Source organism: Nonomuraea turkmeniaca (assembly GCF_005889735.1).
Lineage (GTDB): Bacteria > Actinomycetota > Actinomycetes > Streptosporangiales > Streptosporangiaceae > Nonomuraea > Nonomuraea turkmeniaca.
Genome location: NZ_VCKY01000178.1, coordinates 1 through 21704, shown reverse-complemented (window position 1 = coordinate 21704; position 21704 = coordinate 1). Strand labels below are relative to the sequence as shown.

Genomic DNA, 21704 nt, shown 5'->3' with positions numbered 1-21704 from the left:
GGGGTGGGCCGTGGACTTCCAGCAGCGCTGCCGGGCAGGGTCGTGCGTGTCATCACGACGACCGATCTCGGCTTCGCCTGGACCGCGATGAGGACCAGCTGGGGAATGTGTGGGACCAGCACCGGCGTCGCGCGGATACTGAAGTTTGAGCGGGAGAGGCAGCCGACGGTGTGGCTGGACGCCGGAGATCTCACCGTGGGCGCGGCCGCGCAGCTTCGTGGCGAACGGCCCTGGCAGGAGGCGGCCAGCCTGCCCTTGTCCGCCGCTGCCGCAGGGAACCATGACTTCGACGAGGGAGCGGCAGCCCTGAACGCGGCCGCTCGGAGGCTTCCGTTCCCCCTGCTGTGTGCGAACGTCAGCGCCGGTCTTCCCGGGCACGTTTTGCTGGAGACGCCGTGCGGCCCTTTGGGGGTGATCGGTCTGACCCATCCCTTCGTGCACCTGTTCGCCGATGTTCCCGAGCCGGTTTCTGAGACCGGCGGTGTCGTCCGTGCGCTGGCCCAGGATCTGCGCGCCTCGGGAGCGCGCTGGGTAATCGTGCTGTTGCACGAGGGCGTGACGTGGTGGCCTGCCGCTCCAGTCGGGACCCGGCAATCGCAGTTGGTACGGCTGGCGAGCGCGTGGGCGGGGGAGGCCGATCTCATCGTGGGTGGGCACACGCCGGCGGGCTGGACGGGGGCGATCGGCGGGACTCCCGCCGGTCATCCCTACGCCTTCGCCTCCACGGTCCTGGTCGCCGACCTGCCCTGCGACGCAGGCGGCGCGGTGATCCGCGGCCTGTTCAAGGTACCGGCGGACGAGCCCGTCCCGCCTGGTCCGGCGGCGCTGGCCGTCCAGGAGGCCGAGCGGCGCATCATAGGGGAGTCGCGGCACACCTGGTTGTCCCGTACAGCGGTAGGCCGTTACCTGCCCGATCTCATCGCCGCCGCGTTGGCGGAGGCGAGCGGGGCGGAGGCGGCTTTCGTGCCGCCCGGCAAACATGTCACGCAGGCACCTTTGGACGGGTGCGTGTCCGCCGTGGCGGCGGGTTCGGTGAGCGAGCTCGACCTGGTCCGGATCTTTGGGGGACACGATCCTCCGGTGGTGACCGAGCTGGAGCCGGGCGAGTTCGACCGCATGGTTCGGGCCCATGACGCGTTGGCCGCCCCAGGCTCGCGTGCGGGGGATGCGGTGTGGTGGAACTGGTGCCGAATGCCATCGGGCACGCAACGGCGTGCAGGCGAGCCCCGTACGGTGGCGATGCTGCCTTCCGCGCTGCCCGTCGCCCGGGACCTTCTCAGGCGCGAACTCAGCGTGGAGCCGGCCGGCACGTGCGTGATCGAGGCGTGTGCACGGCTGCTCAACCGAGGTCATAGCCCAGGGACCTAGCTACGCTGCGAACCTCCGGTGCGGCGAAACAGGACTCGAGCTGAGGCGTCATCCACTCCTTCCATTCACCTGCCTTGCCCCGACGCATAATGCGGGCATGCCCCTTGTCCCGGTCCAGTGCGGCGACTTTGTCCTCATGGGCTCGCATGGCCTCGAAGGTGCTGCTGGCGATGGCCCGGCGAAGCCGTTCTCGATTGACGTCCAGGCCAAGTGTCCGCAGTGCGGCGGCCATGATGGGTTCAGGGTCGCTCTTCAGGTCTTCGAAACGAGTGGTGACCTGAGCTCGGGGACACCAGGAGGCATAGAAGGACGCCCAGCCTTGCGCGGGTAGGTGACCGGCTTGTGATGCCTGGCTCTTTCCGCAAGCAGTCGCAGCAGCACATGGAGGACTTCAAGGCGTTCGCCGAGCACGGGACGGACGTCCGCCAAGGGACGAACTGATCTGCCACTGAGTTGGGTCTGAGCATCATGGCTCGCGCACCCACCTCACGCGTCGACCTGTACGCTGCGATCCGACGCGACGCCAAGGCGGGGTTGTCCAAGCGCGCTCTGCAGCGGCGATCGGGACCGGGCGTCGATGCGCCGCCACTTCTCCCACGCCGCCTGCTTGCTCAGCCCGGCGGCACGGCCGATCTGCGCCCAGCTGCGGCCATCGCGGCGGGCATTGCCCACCGCGGTGGTCATCAGCCGGGAGGCAACCCCGCGGATCTCGTCGGCCAGGCACAGCGCCAGTTCGTGGTTCCCCTCGCCTGAGGCGGTGATCGCCTCCACGGCCAGGGCCGGGGCGCGACGAGCAACGGAACGAAAAGTCTCGGTTTCCGGCCAGCTCGAGCCGATTCAGGTCCCGTACGGCAACTGATCACATGGGTGGAGTCGCTGCGTTGCTTTACCCCCGGCCGCCCGTTGAGAACCTTAGCTGCGCTTTCAACACTGACCCCATGTCCGGGAGTCGTACCGTCACGGCGAGGCCGCCGCCGGTGCGGGGGACGGCATCGATCGTGCCTCCGTGGACGCGTGTGATGGCGGCCACGATCGACAGGCCGAGGCCCGCGCCGGACACCGACTCGGTACGGTCGCTGGTGAGGCGCCGGAACGGCTCGAACAGCGATGACACCACCTCGTGGGCGATCTCCTGCCCGGTGTTCTCCACGGTGAGGACCGCGCCTCCATTGCCCGTTCCGGTCCGGACGGCGATGAACCTACGCTGGTCGTTGTACTTCTCGGCGTTCTCCACGAGATTCGCGATCAACCGCTCCACCAGAACGGGATCGCCGGAGGTGAGGGCCGGTGACAGGTCCACCGTCGCGCCGGGGTGCTCGCAGAGGACACGCCGGGCCAGGTCGGCCAGATCGACGGGCTCTGCGTTGGTCAGCGTGTGTTCTGCCGCGGCCAGCATCAGGAGTCCGTCGATGAGCCGATGCTGGCGGCTGTTGGAGGCGAGGAGTTCATCCCGGGCCTCCAGCAGCTCCTCGGGAAGTTCGCCGAACGCCACCTGCAGCAGCGCCCGGTCCAGCGCCAGGGGTGTCTTGAGCTCATGGGAGGCGTTGGCGGCGAACCGGCGCTGAGCATCGGTCGAGCGCTCGAGCCGGTCGAGCATGTCATCGAAGGTGTCGGCGAGCTCCTTGAGCTCATCGTCGGGGCCCTGCATCGCGATCCGCTGATGGAGGTTGGACAGGGACAGCCGGCGGGCCGTGGAGGTGACGCTGCGAATCGGGCGCAGGACGCGTCCGGCCAGCCACCAGCCCAGGATCACGGAGACCACCGTCAGGACAGCGATGATGATCGCGGTGGCGGCCCATTGGTACCTCAGGAGTTCATACTGCAGCTGAAGGTCGCCTTGGAACACCGCTTCCTGGTCGACTTCGCCCCGGGTCGGCGCCCCGGCGGCCGAGGGCTGAGGTGCTCGGCCCGAGACGGAGACGCTCACCCCAAGCGCGCTGCTGAGCAGCAGGTTCACCGCGAGCAGCATGACCACGGCCATGATGAGGAAGGGGCTGGCATAGAGCGCGGTCAGCCGGACCCTGACGGTGCTCCGTGGCCAGGGTCGACGAGACGGTAGCCCGCTCCGATCACGGTTTGAATTACCGGTGGCGGTCCCAGCTTCTTGCGCAGCGTCGCCACCGTTACCCGCACGGAGTTGGTGAAGTAGTCGACGTTCTCGTCCCATGCCTTCTCCAGCAGATCCTCGACACTGACGACGCTTCCGCCCGACCGCATGAAGACCTCCAGCACCGTGAACTCCTTGGGGCTCAGAGCCACGTAGCGCCCGTTGCGATGCACTTCGTGGTAGGCGGGGTCCAGGGTGATGCCCGCCATCTGCAGAACCGGCTGGAGCCGGGTCGGCACCCGCCGTGCCAGGGCTCGGATCCGGGCGACGAGCTCGGGAAAGTCGAAGGGCTTGGCGAGGTAATCGTCAGAACCCAGGCTCAGCCCCTCCACCTTCGACCACAGGTCACCCGCGGCGGTGAGCATGATGATCCGTGCGGGGACCTGCGCCTCCATCAGCCTCCGGCAGACATCGTCACCGTGGATCTCGGGTAAGTCCCGATCGAGCACGATCACGTCGTATTCATTGGTCATCGCCCGTTCCAGGGCCGCGTCCCCGTCATAGACGACGTCCACGGCCATCCGGGCCTTGCGCAGCCCGGTGCCGATGATGTCGGCCAGGCCTTTCTCATCTTCGGCAACCAGCACGCGCATGTTCGATGCTCCCGGATGTCGGTCGTCATGGTACGTCTCAGGCGGACAGGGCCAGCGTCGGCGACATCCGAGCGGCCCGCATCGCCGGGTAGAGTCCGGCGATGGCGCCGACGGCGAGTGTGGCGCCGAGTCCGCCGCCGATCACCCACGTGGGCACGACCGGCGGCAACCCTTGTGTCAGCGCGAACCCGATGGTGCCGACCACTCCCAACAGCGAGCCGGTGAGCCCGCCCGCCCCGGCCAAAATCAGGGATTCGGCGAGAAACTGGATGCGAACCTGGGCGGTGGTGGCCCCGAGCGCGCGACGCAGGCCGATCTCACGACGCCGCTCCAGTACCGAGATGATCATCGTGTTGGCGATGCCGACCCCGCCCACCAGCAGGGCCACGCCGCCGACACCAAGCAACAGGCTGGTGAATGCCCCCGCCACCGCGGCCCTCGCCTCCAGAGCGTCGGAGGGGCGGCTGACCGTGACCTCTTCTGGATGCTCCGGGTTCGCCGCGTGATTCAGCAACGCCCTGACCGCCGTGACCTTCTCCTCAGCGATCTTCGTGTAGACCAAGGTTGGGTGTCCATCGAAACCGAGGAAGGCATCCGCCGCGGCGAAGCCGACCAGCGCGGCTACGTCGACGTCCTCCGCCAGTGGCGATTCGGCCAGGACCCCGATCACCGTCCACCACTGACCGTTGATCCACACCGAGTCTCCGGCGGTGGCGGCGAGCCGTGTGGCGGCCGTGGATCCCAGCACCACGGTGCGTTGCGCCGCGGTGGCCGCATCGTGCCACCTTCCGCTGTGGACAGGGGTCTGCAGGACCTCCAGCAGATCCAGGGATGTGGCGCGGACCTGAAGGCCACCGGTGCGCGTCGAAGGGATGCGATCGTTGCGGTAGATGGCCTTGCCGGTATCACCGGTCTGACCGGCCATGGCGACATGCTCCACGCCCCGGATCATCCGGCCCGCGTTCTTCGGCAGCCTGGCTTTCTTCTCGGAGAACTGCTTGCCGGGGGCGACGGTCAACATGTTCGTCCCCAGCTCATCTAGGGTCTCCATGACGCGAGCCTGGCTGGAGGAGGAGATGCCCAGCACCGCCACCATGGTCGCGATGCCGATGGCGATCCCCAACGCGGACAGCACGGCCCGCGTGGGCCGGGCCCGTAGCCCCCCCACACCCACCCGCGCCACATCCTCCAGGTTCATCCGGGCCGGGGTCAGCCGTGCTTTGCCGATCCGATCCGTCATCGGAGAGCTCCAATCTCACCGGCCTCGGAGGCCTCATCCGCGACGACCAGGCCGTCACGGATGTGGATCCGGCGTGGCGCGGCGGCCGCGACCTCCAGGTCGTGCGTGATGATCACCACGGTGGCGCCGGCGGCGTTCAGATTCCGCAACGTCGCAAGAACCTCTGCCCCTGATGCGGTGTCAAGGTTGCCGGTCGGCTCATCGGCCAACACCAGCGACGGCTCCCCGACCACGGCGCGGGCCACGGCGACCCGCTGCCGCTCCCCGCCCGACATCTGATTCGATCGGTGCTCCAGCCGATCCGCCAGGCCGACACGCTCCAATGCCTCACCCGCCCGTCGCCGGCGTTCACGCCGCGCCACCCCGGCATATAGCAAACCGTCAGCGACGTTGTCGAGAGCGGAAACTCCGTCCGCGAGGTGGAACTGCTGGAAGATGAACCCGATGTGCTGGGCACGCAGCGCCGACAGCTCGTGATCGCTTAGTTGCGCCACGTCGTAGCCGGCGATGCGCACCTGGCCCTGCGTTGGCCGGTCCAAGGTACCGATCATGTTGAGCAGGGTCGATTTGCCCGACCCGGAAGGGCCGACCATGGCGACCAGCTCTCCGGTATCCACGCGCAAATCCACTCCTTGCAGCGCCAGAACGCCACCGGGAAACTCCTTGGTCACCTTGGTCAGCTCGACGACGGCGGTCATAGCTTGGGAACCTCGACTCTCACGCCCTCCGACAGGCCGGCACCAGAGATCTCGACGCGGCTCCCCGTGAACAGGCCCGTCTCGACCGGCACCACCTGCCGGGTCCCGCCCTGCACCACCCGCACACCGTACTGGCCGCCTTCTCGCGCGATCAGTGCCTCGACCGGCACCGACAGCACGTCCTTGCGGCGCCCGGTTCGTAGCTCGACCGTGACCGGTGCCCGATCCAGCCTGCCCAGTTCGCCGCCGACCTTGACACTGACATCGATCGTTGCCGGACTGTCCGCATCCTTCCCGGGTCGTGCGATGGTCCCGACAGAGGAGATCGTTCCAGCGACCTTCTTGCCGTCCGGCAGTTGCACCCTCACCCTGGCGCCCTTTCGAGCGAATTGCTGGTTGGAGGTCTCCAGTTTGATGGTGATAGCCCGTTCGGTCCTGGTTGTTGTCACCACTGAACCTTCAGCGGCATCCCCCGCCTCCTTGGTGTTCTCCGCGATCCGAAGCGCGCCCCTCGAGAAGATCACTTGGCTCACCTCCGCCCTGCCCGTCGCCACCAGCCCCTTATCGCGCTGCCAGGCCCACACCGCCTGGGCGGTCACAGCGGTAAAGGTCTTGTCGACCGTGCCGGGCTTGTATCCCAGCTTGACCAGGTTCAGCTCCAGCTGCTGGATATCCGGGCCTGTGGTGCCGACACCAAGGCGCCGATACATCGGGACGGCGCCATACATCAGGAACACCGGTTTGCCCTCCACCTTGTACAGCCAGCCGCCCCGACGCACCACCGTTCCCTCGGCGCGGGTGGCCGTGACCACCCCGCTGGCGCGGTTCGGCTGGATGCGGCGGCCCGCGTACCCGAGGGTGCCGCTGACCTGTTTGGTGTCCACCATGTCGGAACGCGTGATCGGCACGGACGACGTCTGCGCACCGTTGGGGCTCGACGCCGGCGCTGCCGTACGACCGGGGAGGTTCATGAACCCCACCACAGCCCCGCTTCCGATCACCGCTACGCCGCTCAGCAGCACCGCCGTGCGCCTCACTCGGAGTTCCCAGGAGCCTGCTCCTTGCACGCCTTCTGCGCCTGCTGAACCACCGGCGTGTCCTCGGTCATCCCGTCCGGCAGCTTTACAGCGACACCGCCGTCAGGATCCTGCTTCGGGTCCGGCATGTCGACTCCCGCCTTGCGCATGCACGCGACGTACTGGAGCGCGGTGTCCATCGCCTGCTTCTTGTCCTCGGGCGACACCTCCTCACCGGCCGGGGCGTACTGCTTACAGGCCGACTTGGCCGCGTTGCTCTTCTCCGGGGAGTCCGCCTTGATGTCCAGCCCGTCGCTCCGCTCCGTGACGGTGAGACCCTGATCCCGCAGGCACGCCGCGTACTTCGCCTGATCACCGGAGTCTCTCTGCGCCCCGGGGCCACCGCCGCATGACACGAGGACCACTGAGGTAGCGAGGAAGGCTGCTCCCTTCAGGGCAATCTTTATGTTCGCCATGCCCCGCAGCATGCTGGACAAGGGTTTAAAAGAAGCTAACCAGATTTGCTTAACTCATCTTTAACTCAAGCCGCAATCCGAGCTCGACTTTGGCTATCTTCGCGATCTTGAAAAGTCGGCTGTGTGGGCGAGCGTTGCGGGCTGTTCGAACCTAAATAGGGCGGAGCATGATCCCGTAGTTGGGGGCTCCGCTGGCCCAGGCCTTGGCGAAGTCAGTGGCCTTCCAGGTCCACGTTCCCGAAGGGATATCCGGGGGCCAGATCCAACGCACTTGCCGGCTCAGTGGCTATAACCTCGCCGACGCTGGTGGTGGCCGGTGGATTTGACCACGTCGCCCATCCCAACTTGAGGTGACGCGCTGTGCCTTGATCGTTTGGCCTGGGAAGCACCCGGCGGCCAGCTTGCCGCCGGCGTAAAGTTCCACCCGGGCATCGGTGACCGACCGACCCTCGAACGTGCTGGTGTCGAAGGTCAGCAGGGATCGACTCACCGAGGCGGGCTCCACCCCGACCCGGCGCCGGGCCTGGGCCAACGCCGACGACGACGGCACCGGACCGGGCTCGGCCAGCCCCGAGGTCAACCGGGCCCACACCTGCCGATACCCCAGTTCGGCGAACAAGCCCGCCGCCAGCAGCAGATACACCACCACCCGCGACGGCAGATCACGTAACCGCCGCTCACGACCACCGGCCTCGGCCAGCACCTCATCGACCATCTCGAACGGCACCACCTGGGTCAGCTCACCCAGATGGCCGGGCGCGAACACCCCCGCGGCCGTTCGGACCTGACGATTCACCACAGCAATAGCGCAGGCCATCTGTGACCTGGCAGACTCAGCACTCAACGGAGATCCAGTGTGTGACGGATGGTTTGGGAAGATCACCCGTTCTACCGGATCTCCGTTCTCATGTCCTGATCTTCTGAGGGTCTTGCAATACCGGCCCCAGCCCTAACTAACCGGCATTGCCGTTAACCGAGGTGGATGCCAGTTCCATAGAAGGTTGCGCTCGTGTGCGAGCAGGCGTCGCGACAGCGGTGAGGGGATGAACCGGAGCATGGCGGTGGTGAGCCGGTGGCTGAACGAACCGCCGTTGATCATCTGCTGGCCCGTGCGATGCGCGTCGCGGCCGACCGGCCACCGGAGGTACGTAGGCCCCTGCGACCAGGGGTCGTTGAGCATGAGCCGCCCGGCGCGGGACCTCATCCGGCGAAGTGTCGTGAGGCGTCTCCATCCGGATCGAGCCGGGCGGCCAACCCCTCGAAGTAGCCACGGTGCACGCGACCAGGTCCACCTGGTCCGGGTCCAGATGCCACAGCAAGTGCGCCCCTTCCAGGAACGCGCCCATCTCCGCGGCCAGCGTCGTCGGGTGGCGCTCGGCGCGCGCCGAGCCGTCGGCCACGGCGCGGGCGAACAAGGCGGTCAACCGGTCACGCAACGCCCGGTTCCGGAACCAAGTGTGGAGCGGGGAGCCGGCGGCGCGGGCGACGCTGGGTGGCCGCAGCACCCCTTTGAGAGCGACGAAGGTGACGATGACGCGCCATCTGGTCGGCCTGGTCATTCACGTGAGGTCCTTCCGCAGCGGTACGGCGACGGCGACGAGGGCGGCCAGCAGCGCGTACGTGAGCAGGACGGCGGCCCCGAGCGAGGCCGGTAGCAGAGCGACGGCGGACTGGCCGGTCTGGGCGGCGACTGCGTCGGCCATGTAGGTGAATCCGGTCAGAGCCGCCGCAGCCCCTCCTGGCAGGTAGGGATAGAGCAGGTTGGCGCCGGGGATGAGCAGGAGCGCGGTCTCGACCAGGTAGAAGTAGCCGCCGAGCACGGCGAGCGCGGCCACCTGGTTGCGCAGCAATGCCCCGACCGCCACGCCGAGCAGCGTGTACACGGCCATCGTGAGCGCGATCCTGGCCAGCAGCGCCAGCACGGCGGCCGTGGGCAGGCCGAGCGGGACGCCCTTGGCGGCGGCCGCCCCGAACAGGGCGATCCCTGCCACTGTGACGGTGAGGAGCCCATAACCGAGCCCAGCGGCGGCGTAGGCGACCAGCTTGGCGGCCAGCGCGGTCCACCGCTTCGGCGCGAAGAGCGCCGTGGTGGTGATGGTCCGATGGCGATATTCTGCGGCCACTGCCGTCGTGCCGATCAGTGCGGGCACGAATGCCAGGATCCCGAGCATGCCGAGCAGCATGCGCGTACCTGCCTCGGTCTCCAGGCCGGGCAGCGGCGGCTGGAAGTTCTCCGGGCCGACGAGGGCGAGCAGCCCGGCGAACGCGCCGCTGCCGAGCGCCGCGACCAGTCCCCACAGCGGCAGCCTGGAGGCGGTCAGGCGGCGCCATTCGGCCGAGACGAGCGCGATCATACGGTGCCTCCCGCGAGGTCGAGGAACAGCTTTTCGAGTGTGGGCCGTTCCGGGGTGATCTCGTGCAGCGCGATGCCGTGCGCCGCTGCGTCCGCGGCGATCTCGGCGCTGGTCAAGCCATGCACGCGCAGGGCATCGGAGCCCGTGGCCTCCACCGTCACGGCGGGTTCGCGCCGGCCGAGCAACACGGTCCGCAACTGGCCGGCCTGCGGGGAGCGGAGGTGTACTGCGGCCGCGCCGTACAGGTTGGCCACGGCTCCTGCGGCGACCAGTCGGCCCTCACGGACCACCACGACGTGCTCGGCCATCTGCTCCACCTCGCTCAGGACGTGGCTGGAGACCAGGATCGTGCGGTCCTGTCCGGCGAGGTCGCGCAGGAAACGACGCAGCCAGGCGATGCCCTCGGGGTCTAGACCGTTGCCCGGCTCATCCAGCACCAGCACCCGGGGGTCGCCGAGGAGCGCGGTCGCCAGGTGCAGGCGCTGGCGCATCCCCGTGGACAGGGTGCGGGTCCGGCGCCCGGCGAACGCCGCCACTCCGGTCAGGTCCATCACCTCGCCTACCCTGGATCGGGGGTGGCCGCCCATGCGGGCGTAGAGGCGCAGGTGGGCGTGGGCGGTGTGGGCCGGGTGGAACCCGGAGGTGTCCAGGACCGCGCCGACCTGCGATGACGGGTGGGGCAGGTCGGCGTAGCGCCGCCCGCCGATGGTGGCGACGCCGGCGTTCGGGGTGACCAGGCCGAGCAGCATGCGCATGGTCGTCGTCTTCCCGGCGCTGTTCGGGCCGAGGAAGGCGGTCACGATCCCCGCCGCGACGTCGAAGCTGAGGTCGCTCACCGCGGTCACCGCACCGAACGTCTTGCTCAGGCCGCGTACCTCGATCATGCCGAGACACCCGCGATCCGGGCCCGCAGCCGCTCGGCGTCGCCGACGCTGAGCACCAGCTCATCGATGCCCGTGATCCGCCGGTGGAGGATGATCCGCACGCCTGGGGCGCGACGGGCGCAGATGAGGCGCTTGACGCCGTCCAGCCCGGTCCAGACGCCGACCTTGAGAAATCCGCTGACGACCAGGCCCCGGCGCAGCCCGCGCGCCTCGGCCAGCGGTGCGGGCACGAGCCGCACCTCCCGGATCGCCGCCAGCGGCACGCTGGTGCGCGCCCTCCCGACGAGCAGCCGCGTCCACGGCTCGTGCCGCAGCACGAGCATTCCGTCCCTGATCTCCACCTGGAACATAACGGCTCCTTCTGTCGGCCATTTCTATCTGTTCTATTAGTTGTATATCAGATAAGATGAGCGTGTGAACCTGACCATCGATCTCGACAGCGACGTCCCGATCTACCAGCAGATCCGGGACCGGATCGTGGAGGCGATCGCCCGCGGCGAGGCCGTGGAGGGCGATCCGCTGCCCTCCACCCGCCAGCTCGCCGCCGACTTCGGGATCAACTTCCACACCGTCAACAAGGCCTACGACCTGCTCAGGCAGGAGGGCTTGATCCGCGTCAACCGCAAAAGCGGCGCGGTTATCAGGCGCGATCCCGGCGCGGGGCCGCCGGACCCAGGATTCAGTGAAAGGTGGGAGGAACGCATGCGGATTTTGCTCGCCGAGGCCACCGTGCACGGCCTGAGCCAGGACGAGGTCATCCGGCGGTGTACGGCGACGCTGTCCGGATTCCGGGCGGCGGCGCGGGTGACCACGTGATGACGATCATCCTCACCAGTCTGGCGGCTGCGGCGATGATCACCTGCGTCGCCCTGGTCATGCCCGCTCTGGCCCGGCCGACGCTGCCGTTCGGCGTACGCGTGCCGCACGAGCGCATCGCCGACCCGGTCGTGCTCGCCCAGCGCCGCGCCTACGCGAGAACGACCATCCTGGCGGGCGTGGCCGCCGCGGCTCTGTCCGTCGCCCTCGTCATCGGCGCCGGCCGTGCCTCGCTCGCCGGTATGACGACGGCGGGCCTGGGCGTGGCCTGCCTGCTGCTGTACTACCGCGCCCACCGTCAGCTGCGCCACGCCAAGCGCGCTGGAGGCTGGCATGAGGGCCGACGTCAGGGCGTCACCGTGGATACCACGTTCCGCACCGATCCGGTGCGCCTGCCCTGGGTCTGGCTCATCCCCGCCATGGCCATCACGCTCACCACCACGGGTCTCGGCTGGTGGCGTTATGGCGCGCTGCCCGCGACGCTGCCGCACTTCCTGGGCCTTGACGTGGACGCCACCCAGCCCGAGCCCACCACGCCGATCGCGGCCTTCCAACCGGCGATCTTCCAGGCGGCGACCATCCTGGTGTTCCTCGCCATGACGCTAGTGCTGCTGCGCGCCCGGCCCGACCTGGACGCCGCCCGCCCGAAGGGATCAGCCCGCAAATACCGTATATACCTGCATGGCGTGGCCAGGATGTCGCTATTGGGCGCGGCCAGCGTCACGTTCTGCCTGATGATCGCCGCACTGCAGCTCTGGGGACTCGCCGCACTCAGCTCCGCCTGGCGAGCGGCCGCATACCTGCCGCTCGCCGCACCTGTGGTCGGCGCGCTCGTCTGGGAGATGCGGGTCGGCCACGGCGGGCACCGTCTCCCCGCTCTTCCGGGGGAGGAAAGGGAGGACTCCGGGATCACGCAGCGCGACGACGACGACCGGCACTGGTTCTTCGCCGGTACCGTCTACGCCAACCGCCGCGACCCCGCCATTGTGCTCCACGCCCGCTTCGGCCAGACCTTGACGCTCAACCTCGGCCATCCCGTCACGTGGGCGATCCTCGCCCTACTGGCCGTGGTAGTGCTCCTGGCCACCTTTGGCGCTATCGACCTGCCTCAGCGTGACAGCCTCTCCTGACCGGCACCGCACCCCCGTGACGCTCGGCCCGTTTACCACGCCGGTGACCAGCGCGGATCAGACCAGATCGAACTCACGGAAGTGCAGTCCCAGCACCAGCGCTCCGGGCCCGCCCGGCGCGGAGTGAGCGCAGGGGTGGCGGGTTGACGAGGTTGGCTGATGGAGCGCAACACCTGTCGCGGACCCTGACCCAGAAACTTGTCGCTCAACACCGGTGTCCCTTCCAGAATGAGGTTGGCGGCCGGGACGGGTTCTGGCCTGCGGCCAGACATCTTGGTCTGAACGGTTTCGAGCGGAGTTGTTCAGGTCTTTCTGTCGGCGGGAAGACCTAACGTCCGGGTACATGGGAAGTTCTCCCCATAGGTCGTGAACATCGGAAAGATGGCCGTATGGATCCGGAAGCCCGTGCCTCCGACCGGGACCGGGAGACAACCGTCGTACGCCTCCAGCAGGCGTATGTCGACGGCCGCCTGACCTCGGAGGAGATGGAGTCGCGTGTCGAACGCGCCATGACCGCCGTGTCCCATGGCGACCTGGCCATGTTGACGGCCGACCTGCCCGAACGCCCCGGCGAGGTGGTGACCCTCACCTCGAAGGCCGGCAAGATCGTGCGTACCGGCCAGTGGCGGGTACCCCGGGTGCTGCGCATCGAGTCCGAGTTCGCCGACCCGCGCCTGGACCTGACCGAAGCGGAGATCGACTACCCGGAGATCATCCTGGATCTCCACCTGAGTTTCGGCTCCGCCCGCATCACGTTGCCACAGGGCGCCAGCGCCGACACCGATGAGGTGACCTGCGAGTGGGGCAGCGTGTCGTCCGAGGCTCCGGGCGCGGCGCGACCGGGCCTGCTGCATGTGCGGGTAACCGGCGAACTCAGCTTCAGCAAGGTCCGCATCAGCTACCGAGGGACCACAAAGCGCCGCTGGTTCACCCGCTGAGGCGAATCAGAGGGAAGTCTTCCACGGCCGCGGTGACTACGAGAGCCGGCGCCAGGACCACCTCGACGCCGACCCGACTTCTGGCGCGCCAACGCTGACACGTTCGACTGAGGCGGCTACTGACGCTCCGCGACAACGGTCCCGACGCCCACGCAGGTTCGAGATCCCCGCCGACTACTCAGCGCAGCGGAGCCACTGACATCTCATGTCGCCGTCACTGTCATTCCGGGGCTCTGATCTCGCGGTCGCTCGACAAGCATTCTGCCCAAAGACCGGAGCGGAAGGCGAACTCCGACAACTCAACCTGAACACCGATACCAGCGCCGAAAACGACACGCGGACACCGACAGCTCCACTGCAAGCGACAGGCAAACACCACCGGGAACCTAAGCCGCAATCCAGAACGTCAGCACGCAGCACCCCGCCAGCCGCCAGCTTCGCCATGTCCAGCGGCGCGATTCTCGTGCTCCTGCAGCGGCCTGACACCACCGGAACCTTCCGTGACAGCCACCACACAGGCCCCAAAGACGCCCAAAGGCAGCCTGGAAGTCTCTGAAACGAGGAGATCCTGCCTGATCACCCAAGATCAGACGGGATCCCGTCAATTTCAGTTCAGCCGTCTCAAGAACGGCTCGCGCTGGGGTTCGGAATGTTCATGTTCATCCTGGCCGACCCCGCCCGCGCCCGCGCCCGCGCGTGCTCGGCGGCAAGGCCCAACTCTCCGGTGCCAGCGCCGATTGGCGCGGCGCCCCTTCCGCGCGGACGTCAAGCCAGGTAGCGCAGCCACAGGTACGGCACGCACAACGCGATGGTGACCACGGTGACCACGAGGCCGTACTTGGTGAACTGCCAGAAGCTGATCGGGGTGCCGTTGCGGGCGGCGATGCCGAGGATGACCACGTTGGCGGCCGCGCCGACGGCGGTGGCGTTGCCGCCGAGGTCGGCGCCGAAGGCCAGCGCCCACCACAGCACCTGTGCCGAACCGTTGCCGCCGGCTGCCTGGACCAGTTCGGCGACGATCGGGCTCATGGTGGCGACGTAGGGGATGTTGTCCACGATCGCCGACAACCCGGCCGAGGCCCACAGCAACCCCATGGTGGTCAGGCCGAGCTGACCTTGGGTCGCCTCGGCCGCGGCCTGCGAGATCTGGCCGATCACGCCGGTCTCCACCAGCGCCCCGACCATCACGAACAGCCCGGCGAAGAACACCAGGGTCGGCCACTCCACCTCGGCGATCGCGTCCTGGGTGGTGACCTTGGTGACGGCCACCAGGATGCCGGCGCCCAGGATGGCCACCACCGACGGCTCGTAGTGCAGCACCGGGTGCAGCACGAACGCCACCATGACCAGGGCCAGCACGGCGAGCGACTGCCACAGCAGCCTGGGGTCGGCGATGGCCTCCCGCTCGTTCAGCGCCATGACCTCCGCCGCCCGCTCGGGGTCGTAGCGAAAGTACTTGCGGAACAGAATCCGGCACATCCCGATGAAGACAATCATGAGGACGATGACCAACGGCGCCATGTGGATGAGGAAGTCGTTGAAGCTCAGCCCGGCGCGACTGGCGATGATGATGTTCGGCGGGTCGCCGACCAGCGTCGCGGCGCCCCCGATGTTGGAGGCCATCGCCTCGGCGATCAAGAACGGCGCCGCCGGCAGCGCCAGCCGCTCGCACACCAGGAACGTCACCGGCGCGATCAGCAGCACGGTGGTGACGTTGTCCAACAGCGCCGAGGCGACAGCGGTGATGACCACCAGCAGCACCATCAGCCGGTACGGATACCCCTTGGCGCGCTTGGCCGCCCAGATCGCCAGATACTCGAAGACCCCGGTCTGCTTCAGCACACCGACGATGACCATCATGCCGAGCAGCAGGAAGACGACGTTCCAGTCGATGCCGGTGTGCTCGTCGAAGAAGGCGGCACCGGCGTCGGTGGCGTGGATCAACAACATGATCCCCGCCCCGCCGAGCGCCGCCACGACGCGATGGACCTTCTCGGTGGCGATCAGCGCGTACGCGCCCAGGAAGACCACCACCGCCAGCCACGCGGTGACCGTCACGCGGCCACCGCCCAGTCCAGCAGCGCCTGCAGAGTGACAGCGCCGAGCAGCCGCCCCTCCTGCACCACCGCCACCAGCGGGCTGCGCGTACGCGCCATCAAGGCCGCCAGCTCCAGCACCGTGGCATCGGAGTCGGAGATCGGCAGCTCGCGAGGCTCCCTCGGCAGCGCTTCCCGTACCGTCCGCCCGGACAGCGACCGCAGGAACAAGTCGGCGTGCGGCTCATCCACCACCCGCGCGAGCGCTGGATCTTCTTGGCAGTAGTCCGGCACGGCGAGGCGGAGCACTTGTGTGCCGGGCAGGATGCTGGAGGGCAGTCCCCGCTCATCGACCACGATGAGGCCCGGCAGCCGCTGCGTCGACAAAAGCCGCGCGGCTTCGTACACGGATGTGTCCAGAGCGACGGTCGGGAAGTCAGTGACGAGATCACGTGCACGCATCAGCGGCCCTCTTTAAAGATCGACAACATGACATCGCCGACCAGACTTCCCGGCACACCTGCCAAGAACCTATCAAGACCCGTCATAGCCGCACACACCGCAGCAGCGGCAGCCACCCTCGGCTGCTCGATCAGCAGCCATCGCCCTACCGCCCACGGTCGGCGAACTGCCGCTCCGCCCGCGCGCCGGCCTTCGCTGCCCGAGGCGGCCCGCCTGACGTCGGGCATTCGGCTGTGAGGGCCTCGGCGAAGGGCTGGAGCGCACCGGCGGACTCGAGCGGAGCGCTCGAGGGAGATCCGCAGGCGCTTGCGGCGGGAGATCAGCCCAGCACGCCGTCCGCTCACCGTCCGCCATGGAGCACAGCTATGGACACTCACGTGCCCTGGACCTGCCGCTCGTCCTCCAGGAAGGCGGACTCGGCCTGCTCCATGCGGCGTAGGCGTTGTTGCGCAGGCGGAGGATCACGGCAGCGAGCAGAGCCGCGGCAAGGGAGCCGGCCAATACGGCGATCTTGGTCAGGCTGTCGCGTTCGCTGCCGATGCCGAAGGCCAGTTCGCCGATGAGCAGCGAGACGGTAAAGCCGATGCCCGCCAGGATCGATAGTCCGAGCACATCCACCCAGGCCAGGTTCTCGTCGAGGTCGGCGTGGGTGAAGCGCGCCATCAGCCAGGTGGCCGCCATCACCCCGAGGGGTTTGCCGAGGACGAGTCCGGCGACGATGGCGACGGCGACGGGGTCGGTCAGCGCGCGGGCCAGGCCGTCCAGTCCGCCGAGCGGGACGCCCGCGGACAGGAACGCGAACACGGGCACGGCGACGCCGGCCGACAGCGGGCGGAAGCGGTGCTCAAAGTGTTCGGCCAGTCCCGAGCCGGGCCGTGTCCCGTCGACCACGGGGACGGCGAAGGCCAGCAGCACGCCGACGACGGTGGCGTGCACGCCGGAGGCGTGGATCAGGGTCCACGTGATCGCGGCCAGCGGCAGCAGCAGCCACCACGCACGCACTCCTCGCCGCACCAAGAGGGTGAAGGCGGCCAGTGGCGCCAGCGCGCCCAGCAGGGGAAACGGTGCGAGATGCTCGGTGTAGAACAACGCGATGATGACGATGGCCAGCAGGTCGTCGACGACGGCCAGGGTGAGCAGGAACGTGCGCAGCGCGGTAGGCAGGTGGCGGCCGATGATCCCGAGCACGGCCAGTGCGAAGGCGATGTCGGTGGCGATGGGCACCGCCCATCCCCGGGCCGCGTCCGCCTCGGCGCCGCCAGTGATGAGCAGGTAGAGCGCGGCGGGCACGAGCACTCCGGCGACCGCGGCCGCGATCGGGATGGCCGCACGCCGCGGATCACGCAGATCTCCGGCGACGAACTCGCGCTTGAGTTCCAGACCGGCCACGAAGAAGAAGATGGCCAGCAGCCCGTCCGCCGCCCAGGTTCAGATCCAGGCGCAGTACGGCGGGGCCGACCTCGACGGCACGCAGCCGCTCGTAGGCTGCTGACCAGGGTGAGTTCGCCCACAACATGCCCAGCAGCGCTCCGGCGAGGAGCAGCACGCCGCCGACGGTCTCGGCGCGCAGGATGTCGCCGATGCGCCGCGCCCCGGCCCACGAACTGCGGCTGAGCCGGCGAAAGCGACGGGATGGTGCGTGCGTCATGGATCTCCAGGAAGGTCGGGGACAAACCAGCCGACCAGGCTTCCCGGCACACCGATCACCACTCTTCCCGTATCGCCGCTCTTTACCGGAACGTCCCAAATCGTCGGTTGTCGCACCTCTTATGAGGTCCATGTCGGCAGCCGCACGGCCGTTCAGCCGGCTTGCGGGGGCTGAACGACGGGCTTCAGCTTCCGGCCTTGGCGAGGTCTCTTGCCACCGGTGCCGGTGCCGGTTCCTGAGCGTGGCTCGGCAAGAAGATCCTGCGCTTCCACGGCATCGCCGCGATGAGCAGCGGGATCACCAGGATCGAGCTCATCGCCCACCACGCGTGGTGGTATGCCCAACCATCGTGGTCGAACTGGGTGAGGTAGATGTAGCCGAGCCCGGCCCAGACGGCGCAGGCGGCGAGCGCGTACTGCGCCCAGCGGGTCGGGCGGGCGATGAGGAAGGGCACGAACCACAGCAGGTACTGCGCCCCCAGCCGAGGAGTGACCACCATGAACCCCAGCAGCATCGCGGTGGTGAGATCGATCGGGTCGGCGCGGCGCCACACCCAGAACACCACGGCCAGAACGCTGTAGATGAGGATCTGGCCGACCGTCGCGTAGGTGGGCTCCAAGGACCAGTTGCCGCCGGTCAGCCACGCGGTCCAGCCCCACTCGCCGACGATGGGGCGTACCCAGCGCAGCATGGCCACCACATCGGGGAGGCGCGAGAAGGGAGTTCCGGCGCCCAAGGGCAGTGTAAAGAAGAAGAGCAGCGGCACCGCGCCACCGGCGATGAGTGCGATGACCCGCTGCCGCCAGGTCGAGAGCATCAGCAGGAGCACCGGCAGCAGGATGATCGGCCAGCTCTTGGCCGACAGCGCCAACCCGAACAGGATCCCGGCGGCCAGGCCGCGATCGGCGCGCGCCATGAGGTAGGCGCCCACCAGGAACATCAAGGACACGGGTTCGACCTGGCCGTGAATGGCCGCGACCATCACCGCCAGCGGGGAGCAGGCGTATTGGAAGCGCCGCGTGGCCTCCTGCCCGGGGCCGGCGAGTTTGCCAATCAGGAGCACCAGGACGAGGTCGGACAGCACGGTGACCAGCCGGCCGCCCACCTCCCACGGGATCCCGGCCGCCAGGGTGGCGGCGTAGGCGTAGGGGATCATCGGCAGGAAGCGCCATGAGCCATCGGTGGACAGCACAGGATCCTCATGCCGCAAGATCGCCTCGCCTGCGGGCTGGAAGCTCTGCACGAAGTCGACGGGCTGCCAGGCGCCCTGCGCGGCGATGGCCAGCACCGCCACCCGGAACCCGACAGCCACCAGGAGAGCCGTCCTCAACGAGGGACGCCAGCGGTAGCGGTGTGCTGCGGCGGCGAGGACCAGTCCCGCGCACAGCAACAGCGCGGTGAGAACGGGTTCATTCATGCGGCAACACGCCGATGAGGGCGGAAGCGGATGGTGCCATGAGTGCCGTCTCCTGTCGGGTCGACGCTGTTCACGCCGACCAGACTTCCCGGCACACCAAGGCGAGTGCCGCCCGGCACCCGAGGATAGGCACCCTACCAAGAGCTGAGCACCTCGTGAGCCGCCGGGCGCGGCTTCGTACGGGTGCCGTCTGGAGGATGAGGTTGTTACAGTGACCGCGGTGCGCCGGGAAGTCTGGTCGGCAGGTCACTTTGCCGATCGATCTGGAGGCGCCTGTGAAGAGCCGGAAGTACGCGGGGGCAACCCGGCTGATGCACGCGCTGACGACCGCCTGGCCGTTCGTCATGATGGGCACCGTGACAGCCGTGGATCTCCTGGCCGGGCCCCAATACGGCTATCTGTCCCTGTTGGCGCTCGGGCCCGCGTTCGCGTGTCTGGTCGGCGGCGCTCTCCGGACGGTGCTCATCGGAGGCATGGCGCTGGTTCTCTCGCTGCTTCTGGGACTGTATGACGAACTGCTCGGGTCCCGGCAGAGCGACCTCAATCTCATCTCCATCGCCGGTGTGACGGTGGCGGGGGTGCTGGTCACGCTGGGGCGGCAGCGGCGGGAGCGGGAACTGGCCAGCGTGCGTTCCGTCGCCGAGGTGGCTCAGCGGGTGCTGCTGCGGCCGGTGCCGCGCCGCGCCGGCGACCTGCGCGCAGCAGTCTCCTACACCTCAGCCGATGCCGAGGCCCGGATCGGTGGTGACCTGTACGAGGTGGTCATCGGCCCAGGCGGAGTGCGCGTGATCGTTGGTGACGTGCAGGGCAAAGGGCTGGAAGCCGTGGAGACCGCCGCGACAGTGCTCGGCGCCTTCCGCGAGGCCGCCCAGGACGAACCAGACCTGCTCGGCGTCAGCGAACGGCTGGAACGTTCGTTGAATCGCCGCCTGTCAGGCGAGGAGTTCGTCACCGCGATCTTGGCTGAAACCGCTGCCGACGGTAGGCTGACGTTGCTCAACTATGGCCATCCGCCACCGTTGCTGGTGCCTTTCGACGGGGACGCGATTTTCGCCGAGCCGGAGGTCAATGCACCACCGCTCGGCCTGCCCGGGCTCGATGTGGAGGGGCCGCGTCCCTACCAGGTTCCCTTCCGGCCCGGCGACCAGATCCTGCTCTACACCGACGGAGTGATCGAGGCACGCGATCGCAGGAACACCTTCTATCCGCTCCTGGAGCGCTCGTTCCTGCTGGCGGGCGACGATCCGGAGGCGGCACTGGAGAAACTGCGCCTCGATCTGAAGGCGCACGTCGACGGGCCGTTGCACGACGATGCCGCCATGCTCCTGCTGCGCTGCAACGAGCCCTCCCACTGAGGACCAGCCGCTCCCTCAACATCGCTACCGTGTTCGGCAATCGTCGACAGGCCCACCCATGGCGGCACCATCATGGAGGCCAGCTGCGGGTGCCATCCACTCCTGCGGGCCCCGCGGCCAGGCCTACGCCGCCGCGAAGACAGCCGTCGACTGAACGCCGACGATCAGGTCTGGCTGGCCGTGGTCCGCAGCCTGCCTCGGCTACGCGAGGCCCGACCGGTTCGTGCCCTGGTTGTCTACCGTCACCCGGAGGTCGGTGAGCGACCGCCTGCGGGAGGAGTACGCCAGGAAAGTGGAAACGCGAGCGGATTGCACGGGAAGTTCGCACGAGCATCGGCGAGCCGCTGCGCGCCGCCGTCCGCGACCTGCGCGACATCCGTACCCGAACGGCCGACGCCGAAGGGCCGCAAATGCTCGACGTGGCCGCGCGGGATTTGGAAACCGCGGTCAACGAAATGATCGAGCTGATCGGCGGGTCCCCAGACTTGGTGACGGCCAGCTACTGGCCGCGGACGAACGCCATAAACGTCGGCGTCAGGTCAGCGGAGTTGCTAACGCCCGTTGTCGCCAGCAGGAACCAGGCGACGGACACGGGCAGCGACAGCACCAGCAGCCAGGCCGCCGGGACGCGACCGCTGCGCTCGCATCCCTGCGAGGTACGGTTGATCATTCGGCCGACCTCGCGTATCGCGGATTCGCCGCTGGCGAGGCGGCACATCACCGTCAGGCACGCCGCGACCTGCTCCTCCCACGGTGTCGGGGCGGCGATAGTGATGGCCAACTCGCTCCGGCTCATCGCCGCGGCCTACGAGGGCCAGAAACGCAATATGCCCATCGCGATCTTCGGGACGGTGCTGCAGATGGTCGGCGCGATCGCCCCCGTGTTCGGCGGGCTGCTGGTCACGCTCAACTGGCGGTGGATGTCCCCGATCAATGTCTTAGCCTGAATCCACGGCGTGATTTGGTCTGATCGTTTTCTCGTCCAATTCCTCCACGAGGACCGGTTCCGCAGGTGAAGGGGCCGTTTTCGGGCGTGGGAGGGTCGCCGTGCTCGGGTCGCGGCTTGTCCGGGTGCGTTCGGGCTCGGGGTGCGTCTGGGCGCGGGTGACCGTGAAGGTCGTCGACGTTATGTGACCTGGATTCGGCTGGTCAGGCCGCTGCTGCGG

The 21704-nt window shown here is 68.3% G+C and carries 21 protein-coding genes and 1 pseudogene; 6 read left to right on the top strand and 16 right to left on the bottom strand.

Annotated elements, in window-relative coordinates:
• Nucleotides 1-1368, top strand: a 1368-nt coding sequence (locus ETD86_RS38285; protein WP_211370577.1) for a metallophosphoesterase, incomplete at its 5' end; no start/stop codon positions are given.
• On the opposite strand, the pseudogene ETD86_RS60335 reads toward ETD86_RS38285, so the two are convergent.
• From ETD86_RS60335 to ETD86_RS38215, 12 genes and pseudogenes are all read right to left on the bottom strand, one after another.
• Nucleotides 1340-1654, bottom strand: a pseudogene (locus ETD86_RS60335) (sulfotransferase domain-containing protein); the annotation flags it as partial. The gene ETD86_RS38285 and the pseudogene ETD86_RS60335 overlap by 29 nt on opposite strands.
• A 200-nt stretch (nt 1655-1854) precedes the next feature.
• Nucleotides 1855-2139 (bottom strand): hypothetical protein, encoded by a 285-nt coding sequence (locus ETD86_RS55845; protein WP_170223483.1) that lies wholly within the window; start codon nt 2137-2139, stop codon nt 1855-1857.
• Between the two features lie 115 nt (nt 2140-2254).
• Nucleotides 2255-3349, bottom strand: coding sequence for a sensor histidine kinase (locus ETD86_RS38265; protein WP_170223482.1), 1095 nt, complete (start codon nt 3347-3349; stop codon nt 2255-2257).
• A gap of 29 nt (nt 3350-3378) precedes the next feature.
• Nucleotides 3379-4068 carry a response regulator transcription factor gene (locus ETD86_RS38260; protein ID WP_138671535.1) on the bottom strand — a complete coding sequence of 230 codons (690 nt, stop codon included), beginning with the start codon at nt 4066-4068 and terminating at the stop codon, nt 3379-3381.
• 37 nt (nt 4069-4105) lie between these two features.
• Nucleotides 4106-5308: an ABC transporter permease gene (locus tag ETD86_RS38255; RefSeq protein WP_138671534.1), complete on the bottom strand. Its 1203-nt coding sequence runs from the start codon at nt 5306-5308 to the stop codon at nt 4106-4108.
• Complete coding sequence (locus tag ETD86_RS38250) at nt 5305-6006, bottom strand: ABC transporter ATP-binding protein (protein ID WP_138671533.1); 702 nt, start codon at nt 6004-6006, stop codon at nt 5305-5307. The genes ETD86_RS38255 and ETD86_RS38250 overlap by 4 nt, the downstream gene beginning before the upstream one ends.
• On the bottom strand, nt 6003-7028 hold the full coding sequence (locus ETD86_RS38245) for a peptidoglycan-binding protein (protein ID WP_138671532.1): 1026 nt from the start codon (nt 7026-7028) through the stop codon (nt 6003-6005). The genes ETD86_RS38250 and ETD86_RS38245 overlap by 4 nt, the downstream gene beginning before the upstream one ends.
• Before the next feature lie 11 nt (nt 7029-7039).
• Nucleotides 7040-7498 (bottom strand): hypothetical protein, encoded by a 459-nt coding sequence (locus tag ETD86_RS38240; protein ID WP_138671531.1) that lies wholly within the window; start codon nt 7496-7498, stop codon nt 7040-7042.
• 286 nt (nt 7499-7784) lie between these two features.
• Nucleotides 7785-8264 carry a transposase domain-containing protein gene (locus ETD86_RS60330; RefSeq protein ID WP_211370576.1) on the bottom strand — a complete coding sequence of 160 codons (480 nt, stop codon included), beginning with the start codon at nt 8262-8264 and terminating at the stop codon, nt 7785-7787.
• 793 nt (nt 8265-9057) lie between these two features.
• Nucleotides 9058-9852, bottom strand: coding sequence for an ABC transporter permease (locus ETD86_RS38225; protein WP_138671530.1), 795 nt, complete (start codon nt 9850-9852; stop codon nt 9058-9060).
• Nucleotides 9849-10736, bottom strand: coding sequence for an ABC transporter ATP-binding protein (locus ETD86_RS38220; RefSeq protein WP_138671529.1), 888 nt, complete (start codon nt 10734-10736; stop codon nt 9849-9851). The genes ETD86_RS38225 and ETD86_RS38220 overlap by 4 nt, the downstream gene beginning before the upstream one ends.
• On the bottom strand, nt 10733-11086 hold the full coding sequence (locus ETD86_RS38215) for a hypothetical protein (protein ID WP_138671528.1): 354 nt from the start codon (nt 11084-11086) through the stop codon (nt 10733-10735). The genes ETD86_RS38220 and ETD86_RS38215 overlap by 4 nt, the downstream gene beginning before the upstream one ends.
• Before the next feature lie 64 nt (nt 11087-11150).
• Here ETD86_RS38215 and ETD86_RS38210 point away from each other — a divergent pair, with 64 nt between their 5' ends.
• The 3 genes from ETD86_RS38210 to ETD86_RS38200 all read left to right on the top strand — a co-directional run bounded on the left by ETD86_RS38210 (nt 11151) and on the right by ETD86_RS38200 (nt 13620).
• Entirely contained in the window at nt 11151-11552 is a 402-nt protein-coding gene (locus ETD86_RS38210; RefSeq protein WP_138671527.1) for a GntR family transcriptional regulator, read from the top strand.
• The gene (locus tag ETD86_RS38205; RefSeq protein ID WP_138671526.1) at nt 11552-12682 is read left to right on the top strand and encodes a DUF1648 domain-containing protein; all 1131 of its coding nucleotides are present in this window, start codon (nt 11552-11554) and stop codon (nt 12680-12682) included. The genes ETD86_RS38210 and ETD86_RS38205 overlap by 1 nt, the downstream gene beginning before the upstream one ends.
• Before the next feature lie 389 nt (nt 12683-13071).
• The gene (locus ETD86_RS38200; protein ID WP_138671525.1) at nt 13072-13620 is read left to right on the top strand and encodes a DUF1707 SHOCT-like domain-containing protein; all 549 of its coding nucleotides are present in this window, start codon (nt 13072-13074) and stop codon (nt 13618-13620) included.
• Nucleotides 13621-14385: 765 nt separating this feature from the next.
• Here ETD86_RS38200 and ETD86_RS38195 read toward each other — a convergent pair.
• The 4 genes from ETD86_RS38195 to ETD86_RS38180 all read right to left on the bottom strand — a co-directional run bounded on the left by ETD86_RS38195 (nt 14386) and on the right by ETD86_RS38180 (nt 19183).
• Nucleotides 14386-15678, bottom strand: a complete 1293-nt coding sequence (locus tag ETD86_RS38195; RefSeq protein ID WP_138671524.1) for an ArsB/NhaD family transporter — start codon at nt 15676-15678, stop codon at nt 14386-14388.
• Entirely contained in the window at nt 15675-16118 is a 444-nt protein-coding gene (locus ETD86_RS38190) for a CBS domain-containing protein (protein WP_138671523.1), read from the bottom strand. The genes ETD86_RS38195 and ETD86_RS38190 overlap by 4 nt, the downstream gene beginning before the upstream one ends.
• A 363-nt stretch (nt 16119-16481) precedes the next feature.
• On the bottom strand, nt 16482-17507 hold the full coding sequence (gene nhaA, locus ETD86_RS38185; RefSeq protein ID WP_342779339.1) for a Na+/H+ antiporter NhaA: 1026 nt from the start codon (nt 17505-17507) through the stop codon (nt 16482-16484).
• A gap of 443 nt (nt 17508-17950) precedes the next feature.
• Nucleotides 17951-19183, bottom strand: a complete 1233-nt coding sequence (locus ETD86_RS38180) for a glycosyltransferase 87 family protein (RefSeq protein ID WP_138671522.1) — start codon at nt 19181-19183, stop codon at nt 17951-17953.
• A gap of 275 nt (nt 19184-19458) precedes the next feature.
• Here ETD86_RS38180 and ETD86_RS38175 point away from each other — a divergent pair, with 275 nt between their 5' ends.
• Nucleotides 19459-20538 carry a PP2C family protein-serine/threonine phosphatase gene (locus ETD86_RS38175; protein ID WP_246148831.1) on the top strand — a complete coding sequence of 360 codons (1080 nt, stop codon included), beginning with the start codon at nt 19459-19461 and terminating at the stop codon, nt 20536-20538.
• 410 nt (nt 20539-20948) lie between these two features.
• Complete coding sequence (locus ETD86_RS55840; RefSeq protein WP_170223481.1) at nt 20949-21485, top strand: hypothetical protein; 537 nt, start codon at nt 20949-20951, stop codon at nt 21483-21485.
• Nucleotides 21486-21704: the final 219 nt, after the last annotated feature.

Coding starts and splice junctions, on each gene's coding strand:
- ETD86_RS38265 (WP_170223482.1), bottom strand. CDS start 3,349: ATGGCCGTGGTCATGCTGCTCGCGGTGAACCTGCTGCTCAGCAGCGCG.
- ETD86_RS38260 (WP_138671535.1), bottom strand. CDS start 4,068: ATGCGCGTGCTGGTTGCCGAAGATGAGAAAGGCCTGGCCGACATCATC.
- ETD86_RS38255 (WP_138671534.1), bottom strand. CDS start 5,308: ATGACGGATCGGATCGGCAAAGCACGGCTGACCCCGGCCCGGATGAAC.
- ETD86_RS38250 (WP_138671533.1), bottom strand. CDS start 6,006: ATGACCGCCGTCGTCGAGCTGACCAAGGTGACCAAGGAGTTTCCCGGT.
- ETD86_RS38240 (WP_138671531.1), bottom strand. CDS start 7,498: ATGGCGAACATAAAGATTGCCCTGAAGGGAGCAGCCTTCCTCGCTACC.
- ETD86_RS38225 (WP_138671530.1), bottom strand. CDS start 9,852: ATGATCGCGCTCGTCTCGGCCGAATGGCGCCGCCTGACCGCCTCCAGG.
- ETD86_RS38220 (WP_138671529.1), bottom strand. CDS start 10,736: ATGATCGAGGTACGCGGCCTGAGCAAGACGTTCGGTGCGGTGACCGCG.
- ETD86_RS38215 (WP_138671528.1), bottom strand. CDS start 11,086: ATGTTCCAGGTGGAGATCAGGGACGGAATGCTCGTGCTGCGGCACGAG.
- ETD86_RS38205 (WP_138671526.1), top strand. CDS start 11,552: ATGACGATCATCCTCACCAGTCTGGCGGCTGCGGCGATGATCACCTGC.
- ETD86_RS38200 (WP_138671525.1), top strand. CDS start 13,072: ATGGATCCGGAAGCCCGTGCCTCCGACCGGGACCGGGAGACAACCGTC.
- ETD86_RS38190 (WP_138671523.1), bottom strand. CDS start 16,118: ATGCGTGCACGTGATCTCGTCACTGACTTCCCGACCGTCGCTCTGGAC.
- ETD86_RS38180 (WP_138671522.1), bottom strand. CDS start 19,183: ATGAATGAACCCGTTCTCACCGCGCTGTTGCTGTGCGCGGGACTGGTC.
- ETD86_RS55840 (WP_170223481.1), top strand. CDS start 20,949: ATGCTCGACGTGGCCGCGCGGGATTTGGAAACCGCGGTCAACGAAATG.